Source organism: Stenotrophomonas pictorum JCM 9942 (assembly GCF_001310775.1).
GTDB lineage: Bacteria > Pseudomonadota > Gammaproteobacteria > Xanthomonadales > Xanthomonadaceae > Stenotrophomonas > Stenotrophomonas pictorum.
Map to the genome: position 1 here is coordinate 1 of NZ_BAZI01000003.1, position 19913 is coordinate 19913.

The 19913-nt window shown below is 65.1% G+C and carries 17 protein-coding genes and 5 pseudogenes; 16 read left to right on the plus strand and 6 right to left on the minus strand.

The window, feature by feature from the left end; all coding sequences use genetic code 11:
• Positions 1 to 884: TIGR03862 family flavoprotein (locus JCM9942_RS00440; RefSeq protein WP_089153118.1), on the minus strand; the 884-nt coding region annotated here is incomplete at its 3' end.
• On the minus strand, positions 868 to 1299 hold the full coding sequence (locus tag JCM9942_RS00445) for an FKBP-type peptidyl-prolyl cis-trans isomerase (protein WP_057506542.1): 432 nt from the start codon (positions 1297 to 1299) through the stop codon (positions 868 to 870). The genes JCM9942_RS00440 and JCM9942_RS00445, both read right to left, overlap by 17 nt.
• Before the next feature lie 61 nt (positions 1300 to 1360).
• Between JCM9942_RS00445 and JCM9942_RS00450 the strand changes: the two genes are divergently transcribed.
• The 3 genes and pseudogenes from JCM9942_RS00450 (at position 1361) to JCM9942_RS00460 (ending at position 3679) form a co-directional block, all read left to right on the plus strand.
• Complete coding sequence (locus JCM9942_RS00450) at positions 1361 to 1726, plus strand: DUF6164 family protein (RefSeq protein WP_054656794.1); 366 nt, start codon at positions 1361 to 1363, stop codon at positions 1724 to 1726.
• A gap of 89 nt (positions 1727 to 1815) precedes the next feature.
• Positions 1816 to 2571, plus strand: coding sequence for a sulfurtransferase (locus JCM9942_RS00455; protein ID WP_054656830.1), 756 nt, complete (start codon positions 1816 to 1818; stop codon positions 2569 to 2571).
• A 113-nt stretch (positions 2572 to 2684) separates the two neighbouring features.
• Positions 2685 to 3679: pseudogene (locus JCM9942_RS00460) on the plus strand (LLM class flavin-dependent oxidoreductase).
• Between the two features lie 44 nt (positions 3680 to 3723).
• Here JCM9942_RS00460 and JCM9942_RS00465 read toward each other — a convergent pair.
• Positions 3724 to 4386, minus strand: a complete 663-nt coding sequence (locus JCM9942_RS00465; RefSeq protein ID WP_054656795.1) for an exopolysaccharide biosynthesis protein — start codon at positions 4384 to 4386, stop codon at positions 3724 to 3726.
• A pseudogene (locus tag JCM9942_RS00470) lies at positions 4370 to 5712 on the minus strand (hemolysin family protein). Before JCM9942_RS00470 ends, JCM9942_RS00465 begins: the two are co-directional and overlap by 17 nt.
• A gap of 278 nt (positions 5713 to 5990) precedes the next feature.
• Here JCM9942_RS00470 and JCM9942_RS00475 point away from each other — a divergent pair.
• Both JCM9942_RS00475 and JCM9942_RS00480 read left to right on the plus strand, forming a co-directional pair.
• Positions 5991 to 6618: pseudogene (locus JCM9942_RS00475) on the plus strand (DUF47 domain-containing protein).
• A 12-nt stretch (positions 6619 to 6630) separates the two neighbouring features.
• Positions 6631 to 7752, plus strand: a complete 1122-nt coding sequence (locus JCM9942_RS00480; RefSeq protein ID WP_054656796.1) for an inorganic phosphate transporter — start codon at positions 6631 to 6633, stop codon at positions 7750 to 7752.
• Between the two features lie 212 nt (positions 7753 to 7964).
• Here the strand turns inward: JCM9942_RS00480 and parE are convergent, their stop codons facing one another.
• Positions 7965 to 9854, minus strand: a complete 1890-nt coding sequence (gene parE, locus JCM9942_RS00485; protein ID WP_054656797.1) for a DNA topoisomerase IV subunit B — start codon at positions 9852 to 9854, stop codon at positions 7965 to 7967.
• 157 nt (positions 9855 to 10011) lie between these two features.
• On the opposite strand from parE, the gene JCM9942_RS00490 reads away from it, so the two are divergent.
• From JCM9942_RS00490 to truD, 7 genes and pseudogenes are all read left to right on the plus strand, one after another.
• Positions 10012 to 10266 (plus strand): hypothetical protein, encoded by a 255-nt coding sequence (locus JCM9942_RS00490; RefSeq protein ID WP_054656798.1) that lies wholly within the window; start codon positions 10012 to 10014, stop codon positions 10264 to 10266.
• Between the two features lie 131 nt (positions 10267 to 10397).
• Entirely contained in the window at positions 10398 to 12062 is a 1665-nt protein-coding gene (pyrG, locus tag JCM9942_RS00495; RefSeq protein ID WP_054656799.1) for a CTP synthase, read from the plus strand.
• 310 nt (positions 12063 to 12372) lie between these two features.
• Positions 12373 to 13665, plus strand: a complete 1293-nt coding sequence (eno, locus tag JCM9942_RS00500; protein WP_054656800.1) for a phosphopyruvate hydratase — start codon at positions 12373 to 12375, stop codon at positions 13663 to 13665.
• A 3-nt stretch (positions 13666 to 13668) separates the two neighbouring features.
• Positions 13669 to 14004: pseudogene (gene ftsB, locus JCM9942_RS17960) on the plus strand (cell division protein FtsB); the annotation flags it as partial.
• A 13-nt stretch (positions 14005 to 14017) separates the two neighbouring features.
• Positions 14018 to 14719, plus strand: coding sequence for a 2-C-methyl-D-erythritol 4-phosphate cytidylyltransferase (gene ispD, locus JCM9942_RS00505; RefSeq protein WP_054656801.1), 702 nt, complete (start codon positions 14018 to 14020; stop codon positions 14717 to 14719).
• 51 nt (positions 14720 to 14770) lie between these two features.
• Positions 14771 to 15271: a 2-C-methyl-D-erythritol 2,4-cyclodiphosphate synthase gene (gene ispF, locus JCM9942_RS00510; RefSeq protein ID WP_054656802.1), complete on the plus strand. Its 501-nt coding sequence runs from the start codon at positions 14771 to 14773 to the stop codon at positions 15269 to 15271.
• Positions 15268 to 16311 (plus strand): tRNA pseudouridine(13) synthase TruD, encoded by a 1044-nt coding sequence (gene truD / locus JCM9942_RS00515; RefSeq protein WP_054656803.1) that lies wholly within the window; start codon positions 15268 to 15270, stop codon positions 16309 to 16311. Before ispF ends, truD begins: the two co-directional genes overlap by 4 nt.
• Before the next feature lie 12 nt (positions 16312 to 16323).
• On the opposite strand, the gene JCM9942_RS00520 is transcribed toward truD, so the two are convergent.
• A complete protein-coding gene (locus tag JCM9942_RS00520) occupies positions 16324 to 16863 on the minus strand; it encodes a Smr/MutS family protein (protein ID WP_054656831.1) in 540 nt (179 codons plus the stop codon).
• A gap of 181 nt (positions 16864 to 17044) precedes the next feature.
• Between JCM9942_RS00520 and surE the strand changes: the two genes are divergently transcribed.
• The 4 genes and pseudogenes from surE to JCM9942_RS00540 all read left to right on the plus strand — a co-directional run bounded on the left by surE (position 17045) and on the right by JCM9942_RS00540 (position 19896).
• Positions 17045 to 17824 carry a 5'/3'-nucleotidase SurE gene (gene surE / locus JCM9942_RS00525; protein WP_054656804.1) on the plus strand — a complete coding sequence of 260 codons (780 nt, stop codon included), beginning with the start codon at positions 17045 to 17047 and terminating at the stop codon, positions 17822 to 17824.
• Entirely contained in the window at positions 17821 to 18498 is a 678-nt protein-coding gene (locus JCM9942_RS00530; protein ID WP_054656805.1) for a protein-L-isoaspartate(D-aspartate) O-methyltransferase, read from the plus strand. Before surE ends, JCM9942_RS00530 begins: the two co-directional genes overlap by 4 nt.
• 20 nt (positions 18499 to 18518) lie before the next feature.
• The gene (locus JCM9942_RS00535; protein WP_054656806.1) at positions 18519 to 19133 is read left to right on the plus strand and encodes a YqaA family protein; all 615 of its coding nucleotides are present in this window, start codon (positions 18519 to 18521) and stop codon (positions 19131 to 19133) included.
• A pseudogene (locus tag JCM9942_RS00540) lies at positions 19130 to 19896 on the plus strand (peptidoglycan DD-metalloendopeptidase family protein). The gene JCM9942_RS00535 and the pseudogene JCM9942_RS00540 overlap by 4 nt, the downstream one beginning before the upstream one ends.
• The last annotated feature ends 17 nt before the right edge of the window (positions 19897 to 19913 follow it).

The window sequence follows — 19913 nt, forward strand, 5'->3', positions numbered from 1 at the left end:
CTGCGGCCCTTGCGCGGCCGTCCCAGGTCGGCGCGCAGGCGGTCCAGCTCGCGGCCTGGTACCAGATCCAGCTGCAGCTGTGCGCTGCCGTTGCGATGGAGGGTTTCGCGCAGGTCCGCCGCCAGTGCATAGATCAGGCTGCCCTCAAGGCCGTATTCGCTGGCGACGCATTCGCCCTGCAGGTGCTGCGCATGGCCTTGCAGATCGATCCAGTGTGCGATCACCGGTTTGAGCGGGCTGCCGGCGTGGCGCTGCCGGAAATGTTCGGACCAGGCCACGTCGAAGCCACAGTTGGCCGGCTGCAGCGGTGTGATATCCACGCCACGACCCGACAGAATTTCCGTCCAGCGACCATCGGAGCCGAGCTGCGGCCAGCTGCCACCGCCCAGGGCGAGCACGGTGGCATCGCTGTGCACATCGACCGTGCCATTGCCGGTTTCGAAGCGCAGCGTCCCGTCCTCATTCCAGCCTGACCAGCGGTGCTGCACGTGGAAGCGCACGCCTTGCTCTTTCAGACGGCGTACCCAGCCGCGCAGCAGGGGCGCGGCTTTGCGATCAACCGGGAACACGCGTCCGGAACTGCCGACATAGGTGTCCACGCCCAAGCCTTGCGCCCAGTGGCGCAGCGCTTCGGCATCAAAGCCGTCGAGCCAGCGGGCGACGACATCCTGGCGTTCGCGATAGCGGCCGTCGAACTGTGGCCGCGGTTCGGAATGGGTCAGGTTGAGCCCGCCTTTGCCGGCGATCAGGAATTTTCGTCCCGGCGAACCTTTGGCCTCGTACAGGTGCACCTCCAGCCCGGCCGCGCACAAGCGTTCGGCGGCGAACAGGCCGGCAGGGCCGCCGCCGATGACGGCGACGGTGTGTTTAGCGGGGCTGGACATCAAGCAGTTCAACATCGAAAACCAGGGAGGAGCCGGCCGGGATCGGTCCGGTGCGGCGATTGCCGTAGCCGTATTCGGCCGGAATCATCAAGGTGCGCTTGCCGCCGACCTTCATGCCGGCAAAGCCTTCATCCCAGCCACGGATGACCTGCTTTTCACCGAGGTTGAAGGTGAAGGGCTCGCCACGGTCGAGCGAGCTGTCGAATTTTTCACCGTGCTTGTCAGCGGCGCGCTCGTCATACAGCCAGCCGGTGTAGTGGACGGTGACTTTGGTGCCGGGAACGGCTTCAGCGCCGGTACCCGGCTGGGTGTCGATGCGCTCGAAGGTGGCGATGGTGCCTCCGGGCGGAGGTCCCGGCGGGGTGCACCCGGCCGCGAGCAGGGACAGCAGAGTCGGGATGAATAGACGGCGCACGGCGACCTCCGGCAGACAGGGCGTGCAAGGGTAGCGCATCGTCGCCGGGTATCATGGTGCCATGGCTAAACTGCTGCTCAATCTACGCAATGTCGGTGAAGACGAAAGTCGCGAGGTCGGGGAACTGCTCGATCGCAACGCGATCGCCTGGTATCGCACCGAACCCAGTCCTTGGGGCATCTCGCACGGCGGGATCTGGTTGCGTGACAACGACGACCATCCGCGCGCCAAGGCGTTGATGGCGACCTATCAGGCCGAGCGCGGCCAGCGGGTCCGTGCCGAACGCGAGGCGGCTTTGCGTGATGGCAGTGCCGAGACCTTCGGCTCGCTGTTGCGGCAGCGTCCGCTGTATGTGGTGGTGGTGTTGCTGGGCATGGTCGCCGCTGCGGCGCTGGTGCTGCTGCCCTTCATGCTGTTGCGCGGCTGAGCCGGCTTTCCACCGTCTCCATTTTTCCCACCGTTCCGCCGATGGGCCTTTTCCCGGGCTCTGGCAACCGACCGTTCTAGAATATGTCCATGATCGTCAATACCGCCGCCTACCATTTCGTCCCGCTTCCCGATGCCGACACGCTGGCGGCAACGCTGCTCGAGTGCGCCCAGACCCAGGAGCTGCGCGGCACCATCCTGGTTGCCGAGGAGGGCATCAACCTGTTCCTGGCCGGCAGCCGTGACGGTATCGATGCGTTCTACGCGCAGCTGAAAACCGATGCGCGCTTTGCCGCTATGCGTGTCAAGTACAGCTACAGCCAGATGCAGCCGTTCGCCCGGCTCAAGGCCAAGGTCAAATCCGAAATCATCAGCTTCCGCCGCGACGACGGCCAGCCGCTGGACTATCCGCGTGCGCCCAGCGTGGCCCCGGCCACGGTGCAGCGCTGGTTGCGGCAGGGCCATGACGATGCCGGCAAGCGCGTGGTGATGCTCGATACCCGCAATGTCCAGGAGTTCGCGCACGGCACCTTTGCCGGTGCCCTGACCCTGCCGATCGACAAATTCACCGATCTGCCGGCCGCACTCGAGCCGCACCGCGAAGGCCTGGCCGATGCCACCGTGGTCAGTTTCTGCACCGGCGGTATCCGCTGCGAGAAGGCCGCGCTGTGGATGCGCAACGACGGCATGGACAATGTGCTGCAGCTGGAAGGCGGCATTCTGGGCTATTTCGAGGAAGTGGGCGGGGAGGGCTACGACGGCCGCTGCTTCGTATTCGACGAGCGCGTGGCACTGGATCCGCAGTTGCAGCCGCTGGTCGACCGCGAGGCTGAACAGGCCGCCTGAGGGTGTCCGGATGTCGTGCCCGGAAAGCAGTGTTGTGGCGGTGAGGTGTCGGGGCAGCTGGCAATGCAGTGTCATCGGCCCCAACTGGAGGTGGTCCCCAATGGAAACTCCCGATGATTCCTCTGTCGATTCTCGATCTGGCACCGGTATGTGAAGGCGCCACGCCGCAGCAGGCCTTCGGCAACATGCTGGATCTGGCCCAGCACGCCGAGCGTTGGGGTTACCGGCGCTACTGGCTGGCCGAACACCACAACATGCCGGGTATCGCCAGCGCGGCGACTTCGGTGTTGATCGGGCATGTGGCCGGCGGGACCTCCACCATCCGTGTGGGCGCCGGCGGGATCATGCTGCCCAACCACTCGCCGCTGCAGGTGGCCGAGCAGTTCGGCACGCTGGCCTCGCTGTACCCGGGGCGCATCGATCTGGGGCTGGGGCGTGCGCCCGGCACCGATCACGCCACGGCGCGCGCGCTGCGCCGCTATTTCGACAGTGCCGACCAGTTCCCGCAGGATGTTGCCGAGCTGCTCCATTATTTCGAGCCTGCGCAGCGCGGCCAGTCCGTGCAGGCGGTGCCGGGAGCGGGGGTCGAAGTGCCGGTTTGGTTGCTGGGCTCCAGCCTGTTCAGTGCACGGCTGGCGGCGGCGATGGGGTTGCCGTTCGCGTTCGCCTCGCACTTCGCACCCGATGCGATGGATGAGGCGCTGGCGCTGTACCGGCGCGATTTCCGGGCTTCCGCGCGGCTGGCTGCTCCCTACGCCATCCTGGCGCTGAACGTGGTGGCCAGTGACTCCGAGGCCGAGTCGCGGCGCCTGTTCACCACCCAGCAGCAGAGTTTCGTCAATCTGCGTCGCGGCCAGCCCGGACAGATCCCGCCGCCGGTGGCCGATATCGAATCCTTCTGGGCGCCGCAGGAGAAGGCCGGCGTCGAGCGCGCTCTGGCTTGCACGGTGCTGGGCGATCCTGCACAGGTTGCCGAAGGCTGGCGGACTTTGCCGGGCGGCATCGCCCGGATGAGCTGCTGATCACCGCCAACATCTTTGACCATCAGGCCCGCTTGCGCTCCTTCGAGCTGGCCATGCAGGCCTGGCAGGCGCGACAAGCGCGTTGACCGGGGCGGCCTGGTTACCGCCCCTCCGCGCTGCGCAATTTCCGTCAGCCGCCGGTCCAGCGCTGCAGCAGCTGGCCGGTATGGCTGACCAGTTGCCCGGAGCCGAGTCCGAAAAACATGCCGGCGGCAACGGCTGCCACCCAGTTGAACAGCATCAGCGCGCCATCGCGCTCGATCAGGGCCAGTGCAAACAGCAGCAGCTGGAAGCCGAACAGGTAGTTGGTGAACGGAATCGGCAGCGACAGCAGCAGGCCGACCAGGATCAGCAGCAGGCCAGTGAACATCCGTGCCGGCAATGGCCGGAGCAATGGCGCCATACGCGGTCTGAGCATCCGGTCCAGCCGCCGCAACGGGCGGCCGATCTTGCCCAGGAACCTGTGCATGGTCGCGCGCTTGGGGCCTCGGCGGGCAATGAAGCCGGGCACCCAGGGTCGCGACAGTCCGCCCAGCAGTTGCACGCCGATCAGCACCACCAGCGGGCCGCTGACCGCACCACCGACGCCCGGGATCGGAATGAACGACGGCAGGATCGCGATGAACAGGAAAACGCCGAAGGCGCTTTGCTGCAGGTTCTGCAGGATATGCCGCAGCGGCAGATGTTCGGCCGGATCGCCATGCTCGAACAGGGCCAGCAGGGTGCGGATGCCTTCGTTGCGGTAGCCGTCGCTGCCGGTGCCGTCCGCGGCGGGGTCAGCCGGTGAGTTCATCGGCATCTTCCTCGGCCAGTTTGCGCAGCAGCAGCTTGTCGATGCGCGCGCCGTCCAGGTCGACGATTTCGATGCGCCAGCCCGCCCAGTCGAAGTACTCGCCGGCGTGGGGGATACGGCCGAAATAGTGCATGCACATGCCGGCCAGCGTGTAGTAGTCGCCTTCCTCCGCGTCAGGCAGCGCGGCGCCTTCCATCAGTTCGCGCAGGTCATCGATCGGCAGCGAGCCGTCCACCAGCTGCGAGCCGTCTTCACGGGTGACCACCAGGGCGTCCTCATCGGTATTTTCCGGCGCCTGCAGGCGGCCGACCACGGCGCCCATCAGGTCGCTGATGGTCACCAGCCCTTGGATCTCACCGTATTCATCCACCACCAGGGCCATCGACTGCTGCTCCTCGCGGAAGATTTCCAGCAGTTTCATCGCATGGGTGGACTCGGACACATACAAGGTCTCGCGCAGATTCTGGAACAGCGAGTGCTCGGAGCCCTCCAGCCGGGTGACCAGGGTCTTCACCTCCAGAATGCCGACGATGTCCTGGTCGTTGTCGCGGTACACCGGGTAGCGCGAGAACGCGTGCTCACGCATGGTGTGCAGGTTCTTTTCGGCCGGCGCGGTGGTGTCCAGCCAGGCGATGCGGTTGCGGGGGGTCATCAGGCTGTCGGCGGTGCGGTCGCCCAGGCGCATCACCCGGTTCATCATGTTGCGCTCGTCGGCGTCGATCACGCCCTGCTCGTGGCTTTCGGCCACCAGCATGCGGATCTCCTCTTCCGTCACCGAGGCCGATTCGGTCTGGCCCAGGCCCAGCAGGCGCAGCACCAGATGGGTGGAGCGCGAGAGCAGCCATACGCCCGGCGCGGCGATGCGTGCCAGCCAGCTCATCGGCACCGCCACGACCCCGGCAATGTCCTCCGAGCGGGTCAGGGCGACGCGCTTGGGGACCAGTTCGCCGAAAATCAGCGTCAGATAGGTGATCAGGCCACCGCCAGGGTCTTGCCGAGGAAGTCGGCATAGGGCTGGGTCGAGCCGAACAGGGCGAAGTTGGCCGACAGTGCCGGGAACAGCGATTGCAGCTGCGCGGCGATGGCGCCGCCGATGGCGTCGCCGCCATAGACACCGGTCAGGATGCCGATCAGGGTGATCCCGATCTGTACGGTCGACAGGAAATTTTCAGGTTTTTCAGACAGTTCCAGTGCACGTGCGGCGCGTTTGCTGGAGCCGGCCATCTGCTTGAGGCGACTTTTGCGCGAGGTCATGACCGACATTTCGGACATGGCAAAGAAGCCGTTCAGCAGGATCAGTGCGATTACGATGAAAAACTCAAGCACGGGAATCTCCCCGGGTTGGTTGCAGGGGAGGGTGTGTCAGGCAGGCGGCGTCCAAGTCACCACAGGTGTGGTGTACCGGGATTCGCGGCGGGGGATGAGGGTCGTCGTCCATAAGGTGCGCCCGGAAGGCGCCCGCGCATCTTAGCAAAACGCGGCTGGCGGGCGCTAACCGCGGCCTCGCGGGCGCTGCGGACAACCGCAAGGAATACCCGAGATGCCTTCTAGCAGTCATAATTCGCGCTGGTGCCGTCCCTCCCGCGACGGCGAATAGGCTCCCCATGTTTTCGTTGCAGACCATTTTCGGTTCCGGCAAGCAGTTCTATACCTAATCTTGACGAGGCCGCACAGGCCGCTTCCGACAGCGCGAAGGCGCTGCATTCAATGATGCGCGAAGCGGATCGCGAGCCTGCTCTGGACGCTTTCAAGCTCGCACGTCTGCGCGAACGGGCCGCCTCGGACAAGATCAGTCAGGCGCTGGTGGACAGCTTCATGACGCCGATCGAGCGCGAGGACATCGAAGCACTGGGTTCGGCGCTGTACAAGATTCCCAAGCAGATCGAGAAGTTCGCCGATCGCTATTCGCTGGCCGTGGCGCATCTGGAGCACATCGACTTCGCGCCGCGCGCGGCGATGCTGGAGCAGGCCGCCGGCGTGGTGGTGGAAATGGTCAACGACCTGCGCCACATGAACCTGGACCGGATGACCGCGTTGAACGAAAAGCTGCGCGCGCTGGAGAACGAGGCCGACCGGCTGATGCTGGAGCTGTACCGCGACATCTACTCCGGACGTCTGGACAACCTGCAGATGTTCCTGCTCAAGGAATTCTTCGAGATTCTGGAAAAAGCCATCGACCGTTGCCGCGAGGCCGGTGTGGTGGCGTACCAGATCGTGCTCAAGAACAGCTGACGGGGCCGCTCGATGCTCACCCTAGTACTGGTGGTGATCCTGGCTGCGCTCGTCTTCGAGTTCATCAACGGCTTCCACGACACCGCCAACTCCATTGCCACCGTGGTGGCAACCAAGGTGCTCTCGCCCGGCTGGGCGGTGATGCTGGCGGCCTTCATGAACCTGATCGGCGCGCTGACCGGCACCGCGGTGGCGCTGACCATCGCCAACGGCCTGCTCAATACCGACGTGGTCGCGGTGACGCCACAGGTGATCCTGTGCGCGCTGCTGGGCGGCATCGTCTGGAATCTGATCACCTGGTGGAAGGGCCTGCCGTCCTCCTCCTCGCATGCGTTGATCGGTGGCCTGTGCGGCGCCGGTCTGGCGGCGGCCCACAACAACTGGGACGCGCTGATCTGGTCGCAGAATGTCGGCAACTGGGCGCAGAACAAGGGCCTGTTGTGGAAGGTGTTCGTGCCGATGATCACCTCGCCGATCGCCGGCTTCCTGCTGGGTATCGTGGTGATGTGCCTGCTGTGGGCGATCATCGCCGCCATGGCGCGCGCGGGTGGCCTGTTGCGCCGGCTGGCGCGTCCGCGCTGGGTCAATGCGTTCTTCGGCAAGGCGCAGATCGTGTCGGCGGCCTACATGGGCTTTGCCCACGGCCACAATGACGCGCAGAAGACCATGGGTATCATCGCCATGACCCTGATCGGCGCCGAGGCGACCGGTGCGCTGGATGACCTGCCTTCCTGGCTGGCCTTCATGCATCCCAATGCGCAGGCTGGGGACGGCATCGCGATGTGGATCGTGCTGACCTGTGCGGTGGTGATGGCAGCCGGTACCGCCTCGGGAGGCTGGAAGATCATCAAGACCCTGGGTCACAAGATGGTCAAGCTGCACCCGATCCACGGCTTTGCCGCGGAGACCAGCTCGGCCACGGTCCTGACCCTGGCGGCGCACTTCGGCATGCCGGTCTCGACCACCCACAGCATCTCCACCGCGATCATGGGCGTCGGCTTTGCCAAGAACCCCAAGTCGCTGCGCCTGGGCGTGATCGAGCGCATCCTGTGGGCCTGGATCCTGACCATCCCGGCAGCCGGTGGCTGCGCCTACCTGATCCTGAAACTGTTCGAGCTGGTGGGCTGGAACTGACGGCAGCCGGTTGTCAGGTGGCAAAAGGCAAACAAAAAGCCCGCCAGTGATGGCGGGCTTATTTGTTGGGCGGCAGATCGGCGAGGCAGGGGGGGGGGGATGTGCCGGAGACGGCTCCGGGTTGTTTGCATGGCTGGAGGATCGGATGGGGCGGGAGCAGAAAGCCCGCCGGTGAGGGCGGGCTTCGGGTGGTACGGATCAGGCTGCGGGAATCAGGCTTCCAGTGAAGCCAGATCACCCTTGTTCTCCAGCCATTGCTTCCGATCCGAGGCGCGTTTCTTGGCCAGCAGCATGTCCATCAAAGAGCTGGTCTGCTCACTGTCGTCCACCGTCAGCTGCACCAGGCGGCGGGTATCGGGGTAGATGGTCGACTCGCGCAGCTGCTGCGGGTTCATCTCGCCCAGGCCCTTGAAGCGGGTGACGTTGACCTGGCCCTTGAGCTTCTCGCGCTGGATCTTGTCCAGCAGCGAGCGCTTTTCTTCCTCGTCCAGTGCATAGAACACCTGCTTGCCCACGTCCACGCGGAACAGCGGTGGCATCGCCACGAACACGTGGCCGGCATCGACCAGAGCCGGGAAGTGTTTCAGGAACAGGGCGGTCAGCAGCGTGGCAATGTGCAGGCCGTCGGAGTCGGCGTCGGCCAGGATCACCACCTTGCCGTAGCGCAGGCCCGACAGGTCCTCCTTGCCCGGGTCGCAGCCGATGGCCACGGCCAGGTTGTGCACTTCCTCGGAGGCCAGCACGCTGCCCGAGGCCACTTCCCAGGTGTTCAGGATCTTGCCGCGCAATGGCAGGATGGCCTGGAAATCCTTGTCGCGGGCCTGCTTGGCGCTGCCGCCGGCCGAGTCGCCTTCCACCAGGAACAGCTCGGTGCGGGACAGGTCCTGGCTGATGCAGTCGGCCAGCTTGCCGGGCAGGGCCGGGCCCTGGGTGACTTTCTTGCGGGTGACCAGTTTTTCGGTCTTCAGCCGCGCGCTGGCGCGTTCGATGGCGATCTGCGCGATCTTCTCGCCCAGCTCCACATTCTGGTTCAGCAGCAGGCTGAAGGCGTCATGCACCGCACCCTCGACGAAACCGGCGGCCTGGCGCGAGGACAGGCGTTCCTTGGTCTGGCCGGAAAACTGCGGGTCGGTCATCTTCAGCGACAGCACGAACGACACCCGGTCCCACACGTCTTCCGGCGCCAGCTTGACGCCGCGCGGCAGCAGATTGCGGAAGTCGCAGAACTCGCGCAGCGCCTCGGTCAGGCCGGTGCGCAGGCCGTTGGCGTGGGTGCCGTGCTGGGCGGTGGGGATCAGGTTGACGTAGCTTTCCTGGACCAGTTCGCCCTCCGGCAGCCAGGCCACGGCCCAGTCCACCACCTCGGTTTCCTTCTTCAGGTTGCCGGTGAACAGTTCGGCCGGCAGCATTTCGCGCTCGCCCAGTTCGGCTTTCAGGTAGTCACGCAGGCCGTCCTCGTAATACCAGGTGTCGACTTCACCGGTGGCTTCGTCGGTCAGCTTGACGGTCAGCCCTGGGCACAGGACGGCCTTGGCGCGCAGCAGGTGGCGCAGCGCCCGCAGGTTGAATTTGGGGGTGTCGAAATACTTCGGGTCCGGCCAGAAGCGCAGACGGGTGCCTGTGTTCTTCTTGCCAACGCTGCCGACCACTTCCAGCGGGCTGGCGCGGTCACCATCGCGGAAGGTGATGCGGTGTTCGCTGCCTTCGCGGCGGATATGGATCTCCACCAGGGTGGAGAGCGCGTTCACCACCGACACGCCGACGCCGTGCAGGCCGCCGGAGAAGGTGTAGTTGCGGTTGCTGAATTTGCCGCCGGCATGCAGCCGGGTCAGGATCAGCTCGACGCCGGGGATCTTCTCTTCCGGATGGATGTCCACCGGCATGCCGCGGCCGTCATCGCTGACCTCGCAGCTGCCGTCCTTGAACAGGATGACTTCCACCGTTTTGGCGTGGCCGGCCAGCGCCTCGTCGACCGAGTTGTCGATGACTTCCTGCGCCAGATGGTTCGGGCGCGCGGTGTCGGTGTACATGCCGGGGCGGCGTTTGACCGGGTCCAGGCCGGAAAGGACTTCGATGTCGGCGGCGTTGTAACGGGCGTTCATGTATCTCGGTAGGGCGCAAAACGACGCTGGAGTGTGCGGTCTGGCGGCGATTTTTGCACGCGGGGCATTCAGGGCGCGGCGAGGCGGGGCCGGGTATCCTGTGCACGGTCCAATCCAGGCGCTGTCCTGTCTGGCGCGCGAATTGAGGAGGAACGGGATGAAAACATCGAAATTGCTGGTGCTGGCCGCAGTTGCCGCGGCTGTGGTCGCTGCCCCGCTGGTGATGGCGCAGAGCGCCGACAAGGGCAAGACGGCTGAAACCGCCCAGAATGCATCGGCGGACAAGGCGCAGACCGAGGCCGAGCAGAAAGCCAAGCGCCGTGCGGCAGCTGCCGCGCAGGAAAAAACGCAGGCCAGTCAGCCGGCACCGCGTGAGGAAGAGGAAGAAGAGGAAGGCCGTCGCCGTCGCTGACGCCTGCTTTCAACGATTCGTGGACGCCCCGGCGCAGGTTGGGGCGTCTTTTTTTTGATCTCGCCACATCCCGTGCTTGGGTGTTGAGGCGACAACCTTTAAACTAGGGCTTTCCGGGAGGCGCTTGAGCCATGACCCCCCTTATTTTTGTTACTGGCGGTGTAGTGTCCTCGCTTGGCAAGGGCATTGCGGCCGCGTCGCTGGCCTCCATTCTCGAGGCGCGTGGCCTGAAGGTCACGATGATGAAGCTGGATCCGTACATCAACGTCGATCCAGGCACGATGAGTCCCTTCCAGCATGGTGAGGTCTATGTCACCGACGACGGTGCCGAGACCGATCTGGATCTGGGGCATTACGAGCGTTTTCTGCGCACCCGGCTGAGCCGCAAGAACTCGGTGACCACCGGTCGCATCTACGAGAACGTGATCCGCAAGGAGCGTCGCGGGGATTACCTCGGCGCCACCGTGCAGGTGATCCCGCACATCACCGACGAGATCCGCCGTTGCATCGACGAGGCCACCGCGGGTTTCGACGTGGCGCTGGTGGAGATCGGCGGTACCGTGGGTGATATCGAATCGCTGCCATTCCTGGAGGCGATCCGCCAGGTGCGGACCGAGCGTGGGCCGGAGAAGGCGCTGTTCATGCACCTGACCCTGGTGCCGTTCATCGCCGCGGCCGGCGAGTTGAAGACCAAGCCGACCCAGCACTCGGTCAAGGAACTGCGTTCGATCGGTATCCAGCCGGATGTGCTGCTGTGCCGCTCCGAGCAGGTGATTCCCGATTCCGAGCGCCGCAAGATTTCGCTGTTCACCAACGTTTCCGAGCGCGCGGTGATCAGCGTGCCGGACGTGGAGGTGCTGTACCGCGTACCGATGGGTCTGCACGCGCAGGGCCTGGACGAAATCGTGGTCAACCAGCTCAAGCTGGGTGACAAGGCCGGTCCGGTGGATATGGCCGAGTGGGAGGCGGTGCTGGATGCGGCGCTGCACCCGTTGGACGAGGTGACCATCGCGGTGGTCGGCAAGTACATCGACCACCAGGACGCCTACAAGTCGGTGGCCGAGGCGCTCAAGCATGGGGGTCTGCGCCAGCGCACCCGTGTCAACCTCAAGTGGCTGGAGGCGCAGGAGCTGGAGAGCGCCGGCCTGTCCGCGCTGGACAATGTCGACGGCATCCTGGTGCCGGGCGGCTTTGGTGATCGCGGATTCGAGGGCAAGGTGCTCACCTCCCAGTACGCCCGCGAGCACCAGGTGCCGTACTTCGGTATCTGCTATGGCATGCAGGCGGCGGTAGTCGATTTCGCGCGGCATGTGGCCGGGTTGGAAGGTGCCAACAGCACCGAAAACGACCGCCAGTCGCCGAATCCGGTGATCGGTCTGATCACCGAGTGGCGTACGGCCAGTGGTGAGGTTGAAAAGCGTGACGAGAAATCCGATCTGGGCGGCACCATGCGTCTGGGCCTGCAGGAGCAGCGGTTGAAGCCGGGCACGCTGGCACACGAGCTGTATGGCAAGGACGTGGTGGCCGAGCGCCATCGCCATCGCTACGAGTTCAACAACCGCTATCGCACCCAGCTGGAAGATGCCGGGCTGGTGATCTCGGGCAAGTCGATGGATGACACGCTGGTGGAAGTGGTGGAACTGCCGCGCGACAAGCACCCGTGGTTCCTTGCCTGTCAGGCGCATCCGGAATTCCTGTCCACTCCGCGCGATGGTCACCCGCTGTTTGTGGGCTTCATCCGTGCCGCGCGTGAGAAGAAGGCCGGCGGCACACTGCTCAAAGAGGCGCAGGCATAAGTATTTGCGGGCCGGGTTGATCCACTCTGGCAACGGGGGGGTGTGGCCACCTTCGTGACCGCACGTTTCGTTTGCCGCAACGCAGATGGGCCGCGATTTCGCGGCCCATCTGCATTGCGGCGGAATCGGTCCGGCGGCTCTGTCAGAACAGCACCGGCAGCCGGACTCCCGTTCAGCCTGGTAGGGGGGGCGCCGCTTTCAATGGAAAGCAACGCCCCGCGCCGGTGTCTGCTTCGTTTAAACTTGCCGTCGCTTTTGCGTTTCTTCTTCCGATACCCGATCCATTTCAGACGAGCTCCCGCCCCCGATCATGACCAATATCGCCAAGATCCACGCCCGTGAAATCCTCGACAGCCGTGGCAACCCCACGCTGGAAGCCGAAGTCACCCTGCAGGACGGTTCGTTTGGCCGTGCCATGGTGCCGTCGGGCGCCTCCACGGGCACCAAGGAGGCGGTGGAGCTGCGCGATGGTGACAAGACCCGTTACCTGGGCAAGGGCGTGCGCGATGCGGTGGCCAACGTCAATGGCGCCATCGCCACGGCGCTGAAGGATTTCGATGCGGCCGACCAGGAAGGCCTGGACCGTCGCCTGATCGATCTGGACGGCACCGAGAACAAGGGCCGCCTGGGCGCCAACGCGCTGCTCGGAGTTTCGATGGCCGCCGCGCACGCGGCTGCCGCGTCGAAGAAGCAGGCACTGTGGCAGTACCTGGCGGGCAAGACGGGTGCGACCCCGTCGCTGCCGGTGCCGATGATGAACATCATCAACGGCGGTGCCCACGCCGACAACAACGTCGATTTCCAGGAGTTCATGGTGCTGCCGGTCGGCTTTGATTCGTTCGCCGAATCGCTGCGTGCCGGCACCGAGATCTTCCATTCGCTCAAGTCGGTGCTCAAGAGCCACGGCCTGAGCACCGCGGTCGGCGACGAGGGTGGTTTCGCCCCGGATTTCCGCAGCAATGTCGAAGCGCTGGACACCATCCTCGAAGCCATCGGCAAGGCCGGCTACACGGCCGGTGAGGATGTGCTGCTGGGTCTGGACGTGGCTTCCAGCGAATTCTTCGAGAACGGCAAGTACAACCTGGTCGGCGAGAACAAGCGTCTGACCTCCGAGCAGTTTGTCGACTTCCTGGCCGACTGGGCCGCGCAGTACCCGATCATCACCATCGAAGACGGCCTGGCCGAGAACGACTGGGCCGGCTGGAAACTGCTGACCGAGCGCATCGGCAAGAAGGTGCAGCTGGTCGGTGACGACCTGTTCGTGACCAATCCGAAGATATTCCAGGAAGGTATCGACTCGGGCACCGCCAACGCGATCCTGATCAAGGTCAACCAGATCGGCACGCTGAGCGAAACCCTGGAAGCCATCGCCATGGCCGACAAGGCCGGCTACGCGGCGATCGTCTCGCACCGCTCGGGCGAAACCGAAGACACCACCATCGCCGATATCGCCGTGGCCACCACTGCCACCCAGATCAAGACCGGCTCGCTGTGCCGCAGCGACCGCGTGGCCAAGTACAACCAGTTGCTGCGTATCGAGGAAGCCCTCGGCAGCAACGCGCGTTACGCCGGTCGTAACGCGTTCGTCTCGCTCAAGCGCTAAGCCATGCGCAACTGGCGCTGGCTGCTGCTGGTGCTCGCGGTACTGCTGGCATTGCTGCAGTACCGTTTCTGGTTCGGCCCGGGCAATTCGGGTGAAGTGCTGATGCTCGAAGCCCAGGTCGCCAACCAGAAGCGTGACAACGAAGGTCTGCAGCAGCGCAATGATGCGTTGGCGGCCGAGGTCAAGGATCTGAAGGAAGGCGAGGCTGCCATCGAGGAGCGCGCGCGCAGCGAGCTGGGCATGATCAAGCCGGGTGAGAAGTTCTATCGCGTGGTGGAGAACGCTCCGGTCATCGCGCGCGCGGCGGTGGGCGGTGGACAGGGCAATCCGGCGCAGCAGCGGAGGATCTGCCATGAGTGTCACCCAGGTATGGGCGGTGGTGCCGGCTGCAGGTCGCGGTACCCGATTTGGTGGGCCCGTTCCCAAGCAGTACCTGCAGGCCGGCGGTCAGCCCCTGCTGGCGCACACGCTGGAATCGCTGCTGTCCCATTCCGGTGTTGCCGGGGTCATGGTGGCGATCGCCGAGAACGACGCGGACTGGCCGGGATGGACTTCATTTGCCGACAAGGCGGTGCTGACCTGCACCGGTGGCCAGACCCGCGCATTGTCGGTGCTGGCGGGGCTGCAGGCGCTGCCTGACAGTGTCCGTGCCGACGATTTCGTGCTGGTCCACGATGCGGCGCGTCCGAATCTGGCGGCGGCCGATCTCGGGCGCCTGCTGGAGGTGGGGCGTGCCGATCCGGTCGGTGCGATTCTGGCGGCACCGGTGCGCGATACGCTCAAGCGTTCCGGCGATGATGGTGGCATTGATCGTACCGAGCCGCGCGAGCGTCTGTGGCGCGCGCTGACTCCGCAGCTGTTCCGTCGTCACCAGCTGACCCGTGCGCTGATGGACGCCACTGCCGCCGGCATCGAGGTGACCGACGAGGCCATGGCCATGGAGCGGCAGGGGGCCCGGCCGTTGCTGGTGGAAGGGGCCGAGAGCAATTTCAAGGTCACCACGCCGGCGGATCTGGCCCGTTTCGAATTCGAGCTGTCGCGGCGCGATGGCTGACTGTCCGCCGGCGCTGCGAGCGTTGGCTCTGCATAGAAGTAGCGAATCCCCATGAACAGTTCTGTTTCTTTCCCGCCGGTCCGTATCGGCCAGGGCTATGACGTCCATGCCTTCGGCGAGGGCGACCACATCATGCTCGGCGGGGTGCGCGTGCCGCACCACTGTGGCGTGCTGGCACACAGCGATGGCGATGTGATCCTGCATGCGCTGTGTGATGCGATGCTCGGTGCGGTGGCGCTGGGCGATATCGGTGTGCATTTCCCGCCATCGGATGACCGCTGGAAGGGGGCGGACAGCAGCCGGTTCGTCAGCCATTGCAATGGGCTGCTGCGTGAACGCGGCTGGCAGGTTGGGAATACGGATATCACCGTGATCTGTGAGCGGCCCAAGGTCGGCCCGCATGCGCTGGCGATGCGCGAGAAGGTTGCGCAGCTGCTGGGAATCGAGTTGGAGCGGGTCAGCATCAAGGCCACCACCAGCGAGAAGCTGGGATTCACCGGCCGTGGGGAAGGCATTGCCGCGCAAGCGGCCGTGCTGCTGGTGGCGCTGTGAGCGCGCTGCCGCTGGCGTTCGGTGCGCCGTTGCTGACGGCGGACATCCGCACCGTGCCGGAAGATTTCCAGGTGGATGAATTGCCGGCATTCGAACCAACCGGCGAGGGGGAGCACCTGCTGCTGGAGATCCGCAAGCGCGGTGCCAATACCGTGGCCGTGGCCAAGCGCCTGGCGCAGTGGGCGGGTGTGCCGGAGATGGGCGTCAGCTACGCCGGGCAGAAAGATCGTCATGCGGTCACCACGCAGCGTTTCAGCGTGCACCTGCCCAAGCGGGTGTCGCCGGATGTCGCCATGCTGGAGTCCGATGAGATCCATGTGCTCTCCGCGACCTGGCACAACCGCAAGCTGCAGCGCGGCGCGTTGGCGGGCAACCGTTTCAAGCTGGTGTTGCGCGAGGTGCGCGGTGATGTGGCGGCGATCGATGCGCGGTTGCAGATGATTGCCGAGCGCGGCCTGCCGAACTGGTTCGGGGAGCAGCGTTTTGGCCGGGATGGCGGCAATGTGCCGGCGGCGTTGGCGATGTTTGGCGGACGCCGGGTGCGTCAGGACCAGCGCTCGATGCTGCTGTCCGCGGCCCGTTCGGCCCTGTTCAATCGCGTGCTGGCCGCGCGTGTGGAGCAGGACAGCTGGGATCGGCCGCTGGACGGTGAGGTGTGGATGCTCGATGGCAGCCGCTCGGTGTTCGGCCCGGAACCGATGAGCGAGGTGCTGGCAGAGCGGCTGGCACGTTTCGATATCCATCCCAGTGGCCCGTTGTGGGGCTTGGGCGAGTTGCGTTCCACCGGCCAGGCGCTGGCGCTGGAGTCCGCGGCCCTGGCCGATGAGCAGGCCGTGGCGTTGCGGGCGGGTCTGGAGGCGGCGGGGCTGAAGCAGGAGCGGCGACCGCTGCGGTTACGTCCGGCCTTGCTGCAGCATCAATGGCTGCAGGACGGTGTGCTGGAGATGTCATTTGCACTGCCACCGGGCTGCTATGCCACGGCGGTGCTGCACGAGCTTGGTGCCGTCAACGATGCCAGCCAGGCTTACAGCGACAGCTGAGGTCTGGCGCGCTCAGCGGTTGGCCAACAGCACCAGTACCGCGCCGGTACCGCCTTGGGTGGCCGGCGCGGAGTGAAACGCCAGCACGTCGTTGCGCAGCCGCAGCATGCGATCGACCAGGTTTTTCAGTGCCGGCGCGCCGCCGTCGGATTGCAGGCCCTTGCCATGGATGATGCGTACGCACCCAAACTCGTGGGCGTGCGCTTCCAGCAGGAACTCCCGCAGCAGAGCCTCGGCCTGGGATGTGGTTGCACCATGCAGGTCCAGTTCGTCCTGCACGGAATACTGGCCGCGCTTGAGGCGCTGGAACATCCGCGCCGGCAGATTCTCGCGGCGATAGCTGGCCACGTCACCAGCTTCCAGTGGCGCGGCTGATCGCAGCAGTCTGGCGAACTCGCCCAGTGCCAACGCCTCATCCTGTTCGGCCATGCGCGCGCGCGGCTTCGGGCGTGGCTTGCCGGTTGCCGGCGCCTCCACCGGTGGCAGCCGTTTCACCTCGCCTATGGCCGAGAGGAACAGCGCGCTGTCATCTTCATCTTCGGGGTACGACATCTGCACAGCGTAACGTGCTCTGGGTCGCAGGCAAGCGTCTGGGTGGGAAGGCGGGCGCGTGCATTCCGGTATCATTGGGAAAACATGCAGCTGCGCATCCGAGGATGCATAGCAGCGGCGCGGCAGTCGGAGCGGTGAGGTAGTGTTGACACCGCAGTTGATTCGGTGACTCAGGTCTTTAATGCGCGTACTAGTATCAAATGACGATGGTGTGGACGCCCCCGGCATCAAGATGCTTGCCGAGGAACTGCGCAACGCTGGCCACGAGGTGACGGTGGTTGCGCCGGATCGTGATCGCTCCGGCGCCAGCAACTCGCTGACGTTGGATCAGCCGGTACGGTTGCGTCGTATCGACCACTACACCTGCGCGGTGGCGGGCACGCCCACAGACTGCGTGCATCTGGCGCTGACCGGAATGCTTGAGTATGAGCCGGATATCGTGGTGTCAGGCATCAACAATGCAGCCAACCTCGGTGATGACGTGATCTATTCGGGCACGGTCTCGGCGGCGATGGAGGGACGTTGTCTGGGTCTGCCTTCGGTGGCGGTGTCGCTGGTAACGCACAAGCACGAGGCAAAGAATTTCCGTACCGCGGCACGCGCGGCGGTGGAGATCGTGGCGCGCCTGATTGCCGATCCGTTGCCGGCGGACACCATCCTCAATGTGAATGTTCCGGATCTGGCCTGGGAGGATATCCGCGGTTTCGAGGTCACCCGTCTGGGTAACCGCCACCGCGCGGAGCCCTGCGTCCCGGCGACTGATCCACGCGGCAATACGGTGTATTGGATAGGTCCGGCCGGCAGCGAGCAGGATGCCGGCCCCGGCACGGATTTCCACGCGGTACGCACCGGGCATATCTCGATAACCCCGATCCAGGTAGACCTGACCCGCTACTCCGCGTTGGAGAAGGTTGCAAGCTGGGTCGGGGGGCTGTCGGCCACACTGGGGTCGAAAGAATGACGCCGCGCCTGCGGTTGCAGCCAGAAGCGGTGGGCATTGGCATGACTTCGCAGCGCGTGCGCGACCGCCTGGTGGATCGCCTGCGGGAGGCTGGGATTGCCAGCGAGCCAACGCTCAATGCGGTGCGGGTGGTGCCACGCCATCTGTTCATCGATGAGGCACTGGCGTCGCGGGCGTACGAAGACACGGCCTTGCCGATCGGACATGGGCAGACCATTTCCCAGCCATGGGTGGTGGCGCGGATGACCGAGGCGGTGCTGGCGGTCGAGCCGAAGACCGTGCTGGAAGTGGGGACCGGTTCCGGCTACCAGGCCGCGATCCTCGCCGCGCTGGGGCTGGAGGTCTACACGGTGGAGCGTATTGGCGATCTGCTGCGGCAGGCGCGCAAGCGTTTCCGCAAGCTGGGCATGAACGTGCGCAGCAAACACGACGATGGCCGCATCGGTTGGCCGGAGCATGCTCCCTATGACGCCATCGTGGTGACCGCGGCGGCTCCGGCTCTGGTGGACGCGCTGATCGAACAGCTTGCTGTCGGCGGCCGGCTGGTGGCGCCGGTCGGAGGACCGGGCGGGCAGGCACTTCTGCAATTGACACGATTGGCCGATGGCAGCATCCAGCAGGAGGAACTGGCGCTGGTCAGCTTCGTGCCGCTGCTGTCGGGCATGCTGGACTGAAGCTAAGGATCAAGCGAACCATGAAGATTTTCGGGCCTCTTTACGACCGGGCGCTGGTCTGGGCCAGCCACGAGCGTGCTCCCACCTACCTGACCGTGCTGAGCTTCATAGAAGCCATCATTTTTCCGGTGATGCCGGAAGTGATGTTGATGCCGATGTGCGTGGCGCAGCCCCGCAAAGGCTGGCGTTTTGCCACGCTGAGCCTGATCGGCTCGATGGCCGGTGCGATGGTCGGTTATGCGCTCGGCCATTACGCGTTCGAGCTGATGAAGCCGCTGTTCGAGATGATGGGCATGCTGCCGTCGATTGAATCGGGCATCGCCACCATCCAGGAAAAAATGGCCGAATCGCCATGGGCGGTGTTCACTTTCCTCGTGCTGGGTGGGTTCATGCCGATCCCGATGAAAGTTTTCACATGGGCCTCGGGTATCGTCGGCGTGCCGCTGCCGCAGTATGTATTGAGCATGCTGATCGGTCGCGGCAAGCGCGTTTATATTCTGGCTGCGGTGATCCGTTTTGGCGGGGCGCGTGCGGCCCAGGCGTTGCGGCGCTGGATTGAGCCGCTGGGCTGGATCGCAACCGTGCTGGTTGCCGGCCTGGTGGGCTGGCTGGTCTGGAGAGCGAAATTCGCATGAGTGCAAAAATGATGGGCAAGGGTTTCGGTCGCGTCGCTGCGCTGGCGCTGGTGGTTGCATTGGCAGGCTGCGGTACGGCAACGGTGGTCAGGCCTTCAGGTGCCGGTGCTTCCGCCGGCCATGCGACACCCCAGAAGTCGGTCCCCAAGCCGGGGCAGACGGCGGTTGTCCGGCGTGGCGACACCCTGTTCGCATTGGCGCGCATCCATAACATCACGCCGCGTGACTTGGCGGCATGGAACGGCTTGTCGGAGCCGTACACGATCTATCCGGGGCAGTCGTTGCGTCTGTATCCGGGTGGGGCTGCTGTCAGCCGTCCGGTGGGCGGTACCGCAACCACCACGCGACCCACTCCAGCGCCGACGACGCCCGTTGCGGCCCCGGTCAATAGCGGTATCGGCTGGCGATGGCCGGCAGATGGCGCGCTGGTAGGCCGTTTTGTTGCCGGCGAGGCCACCAAGCAGGGGATCGATATCGCCGGCAGCAGCGGGCAGGCGGTGCGTGCGGCAGGTCCGGGGGTGGTCGTCTACTCCGGCGCCGGCCTGGTGGGCTACGGCGAGCTGATCATCATCAAGCACAACGAGCAGTGGCTCTCGGCGTATGGGCACAACCGCAAGCGACTGGTGAATGAAGGGCAGAGCGTGAAGGCCGGCGATCAGATCGCGAGATGGGCCGTACCGGCACCTCGCGCGACATGCTGCACTTCGAGATCCGTTACAACGGCAAGCCGGTGGATCCGCTGCTGTATCTGCCGAAAAAATAGGTGGCGGTTGGCGGCAC

Coding starts and splice junctions, on each gene's coding strand:
- JCM9942_RS00480 (WP_054656796.1), top strand. CDS start 6,631: ATGCTCACCCTAGTACTGGTGGTGATCCTGGCTGCGCTCGTCTTCGAG.
- JCM9942_RS00490 (WP_054656798.1), top strand. CDS start 10,012: ATGAAAACATCGAAATTGCTGGTGCTGGCCGCAGTTGCCGCGGCTGTG.
- JCM9942_RS00535 (WP_054656806.1), top strand. CDS start 18,519: ATGAAGATTTTCGGGCCTCTTTACGACCGGGCGCTGGTCTGGGCCAGC.
- ispF (WP_054656802.1), top strand. CDS start 14,771: ATGAACAGTTCTGTTTCTTTCCCGCCGGTCCGTATCGGCCAGGGCTAT.
- ispD (WP_054656801.1), top strand. CDS start 14,018: ATGAGTGTCACCCAGGTATGGGCGGTGGTGCCGGCTGCAGGTCGCGGT.
- JCM9942_RS00520 (WP_054656831.1), bottom strand. CDS start 16,863: ATGTCGTACCCCGAAGATGAAGATGACAGCGCGCTGTTCCTCTCGGCC.
- JCM9942_RS00530 (WP_054656805.1), top strand. CDS start 17,821: ATGACGCCGCGCCTGCGGTTGCAGCCAGAAGCGGTGGGCATTGGCATG.
- JCM9942_RS00450 (WP_054656794.1), top strand. CDS start 1,361: ATGGCTAAACTGCTGCTCAATCTACGCAATGTCGGTGAAGACGAAAGT.
- eno (WP_054656800.1), top strand. CDS start 12,373: ATGACCAATATCGCCAAGATCCACGCCCGTGAAATCCTCGACAGCCGT.
- pyrG (WP_054656799.1), top strand. CDS start 10,398: ATGACCCCCCTTATTTTTGTTACTGGCGGTGTAGTGTCCTCGCTTGGC.
- JCM9942_RS00455 (WP_054656830.1), top strand. CDS start 1,816: ATGATCGTCAATACCGCCGCCTACCATTTCGTCCCGCTTCCCGATGCC.
- JCM9942_RS00465 (WP_054656795.1), bottom strand. CDS start 4,386: ATGAACTCACCGGCTGACCCCGCCGCGGACGGCACCGGCAGCGACGGC.
- parE (WP_054656797.1), bottom strand. CDS start 9,854: ATGAACGCCCGTTACAACGCCGCCGACATCGAAGTCCTTTCCGGCCTG.
- surE (WP_054656804.1), top strand. CDS start 17,045: ATGCGCGTACTAGTATCAAATGACGATGGTGTGGACGCCCCCGGCATC.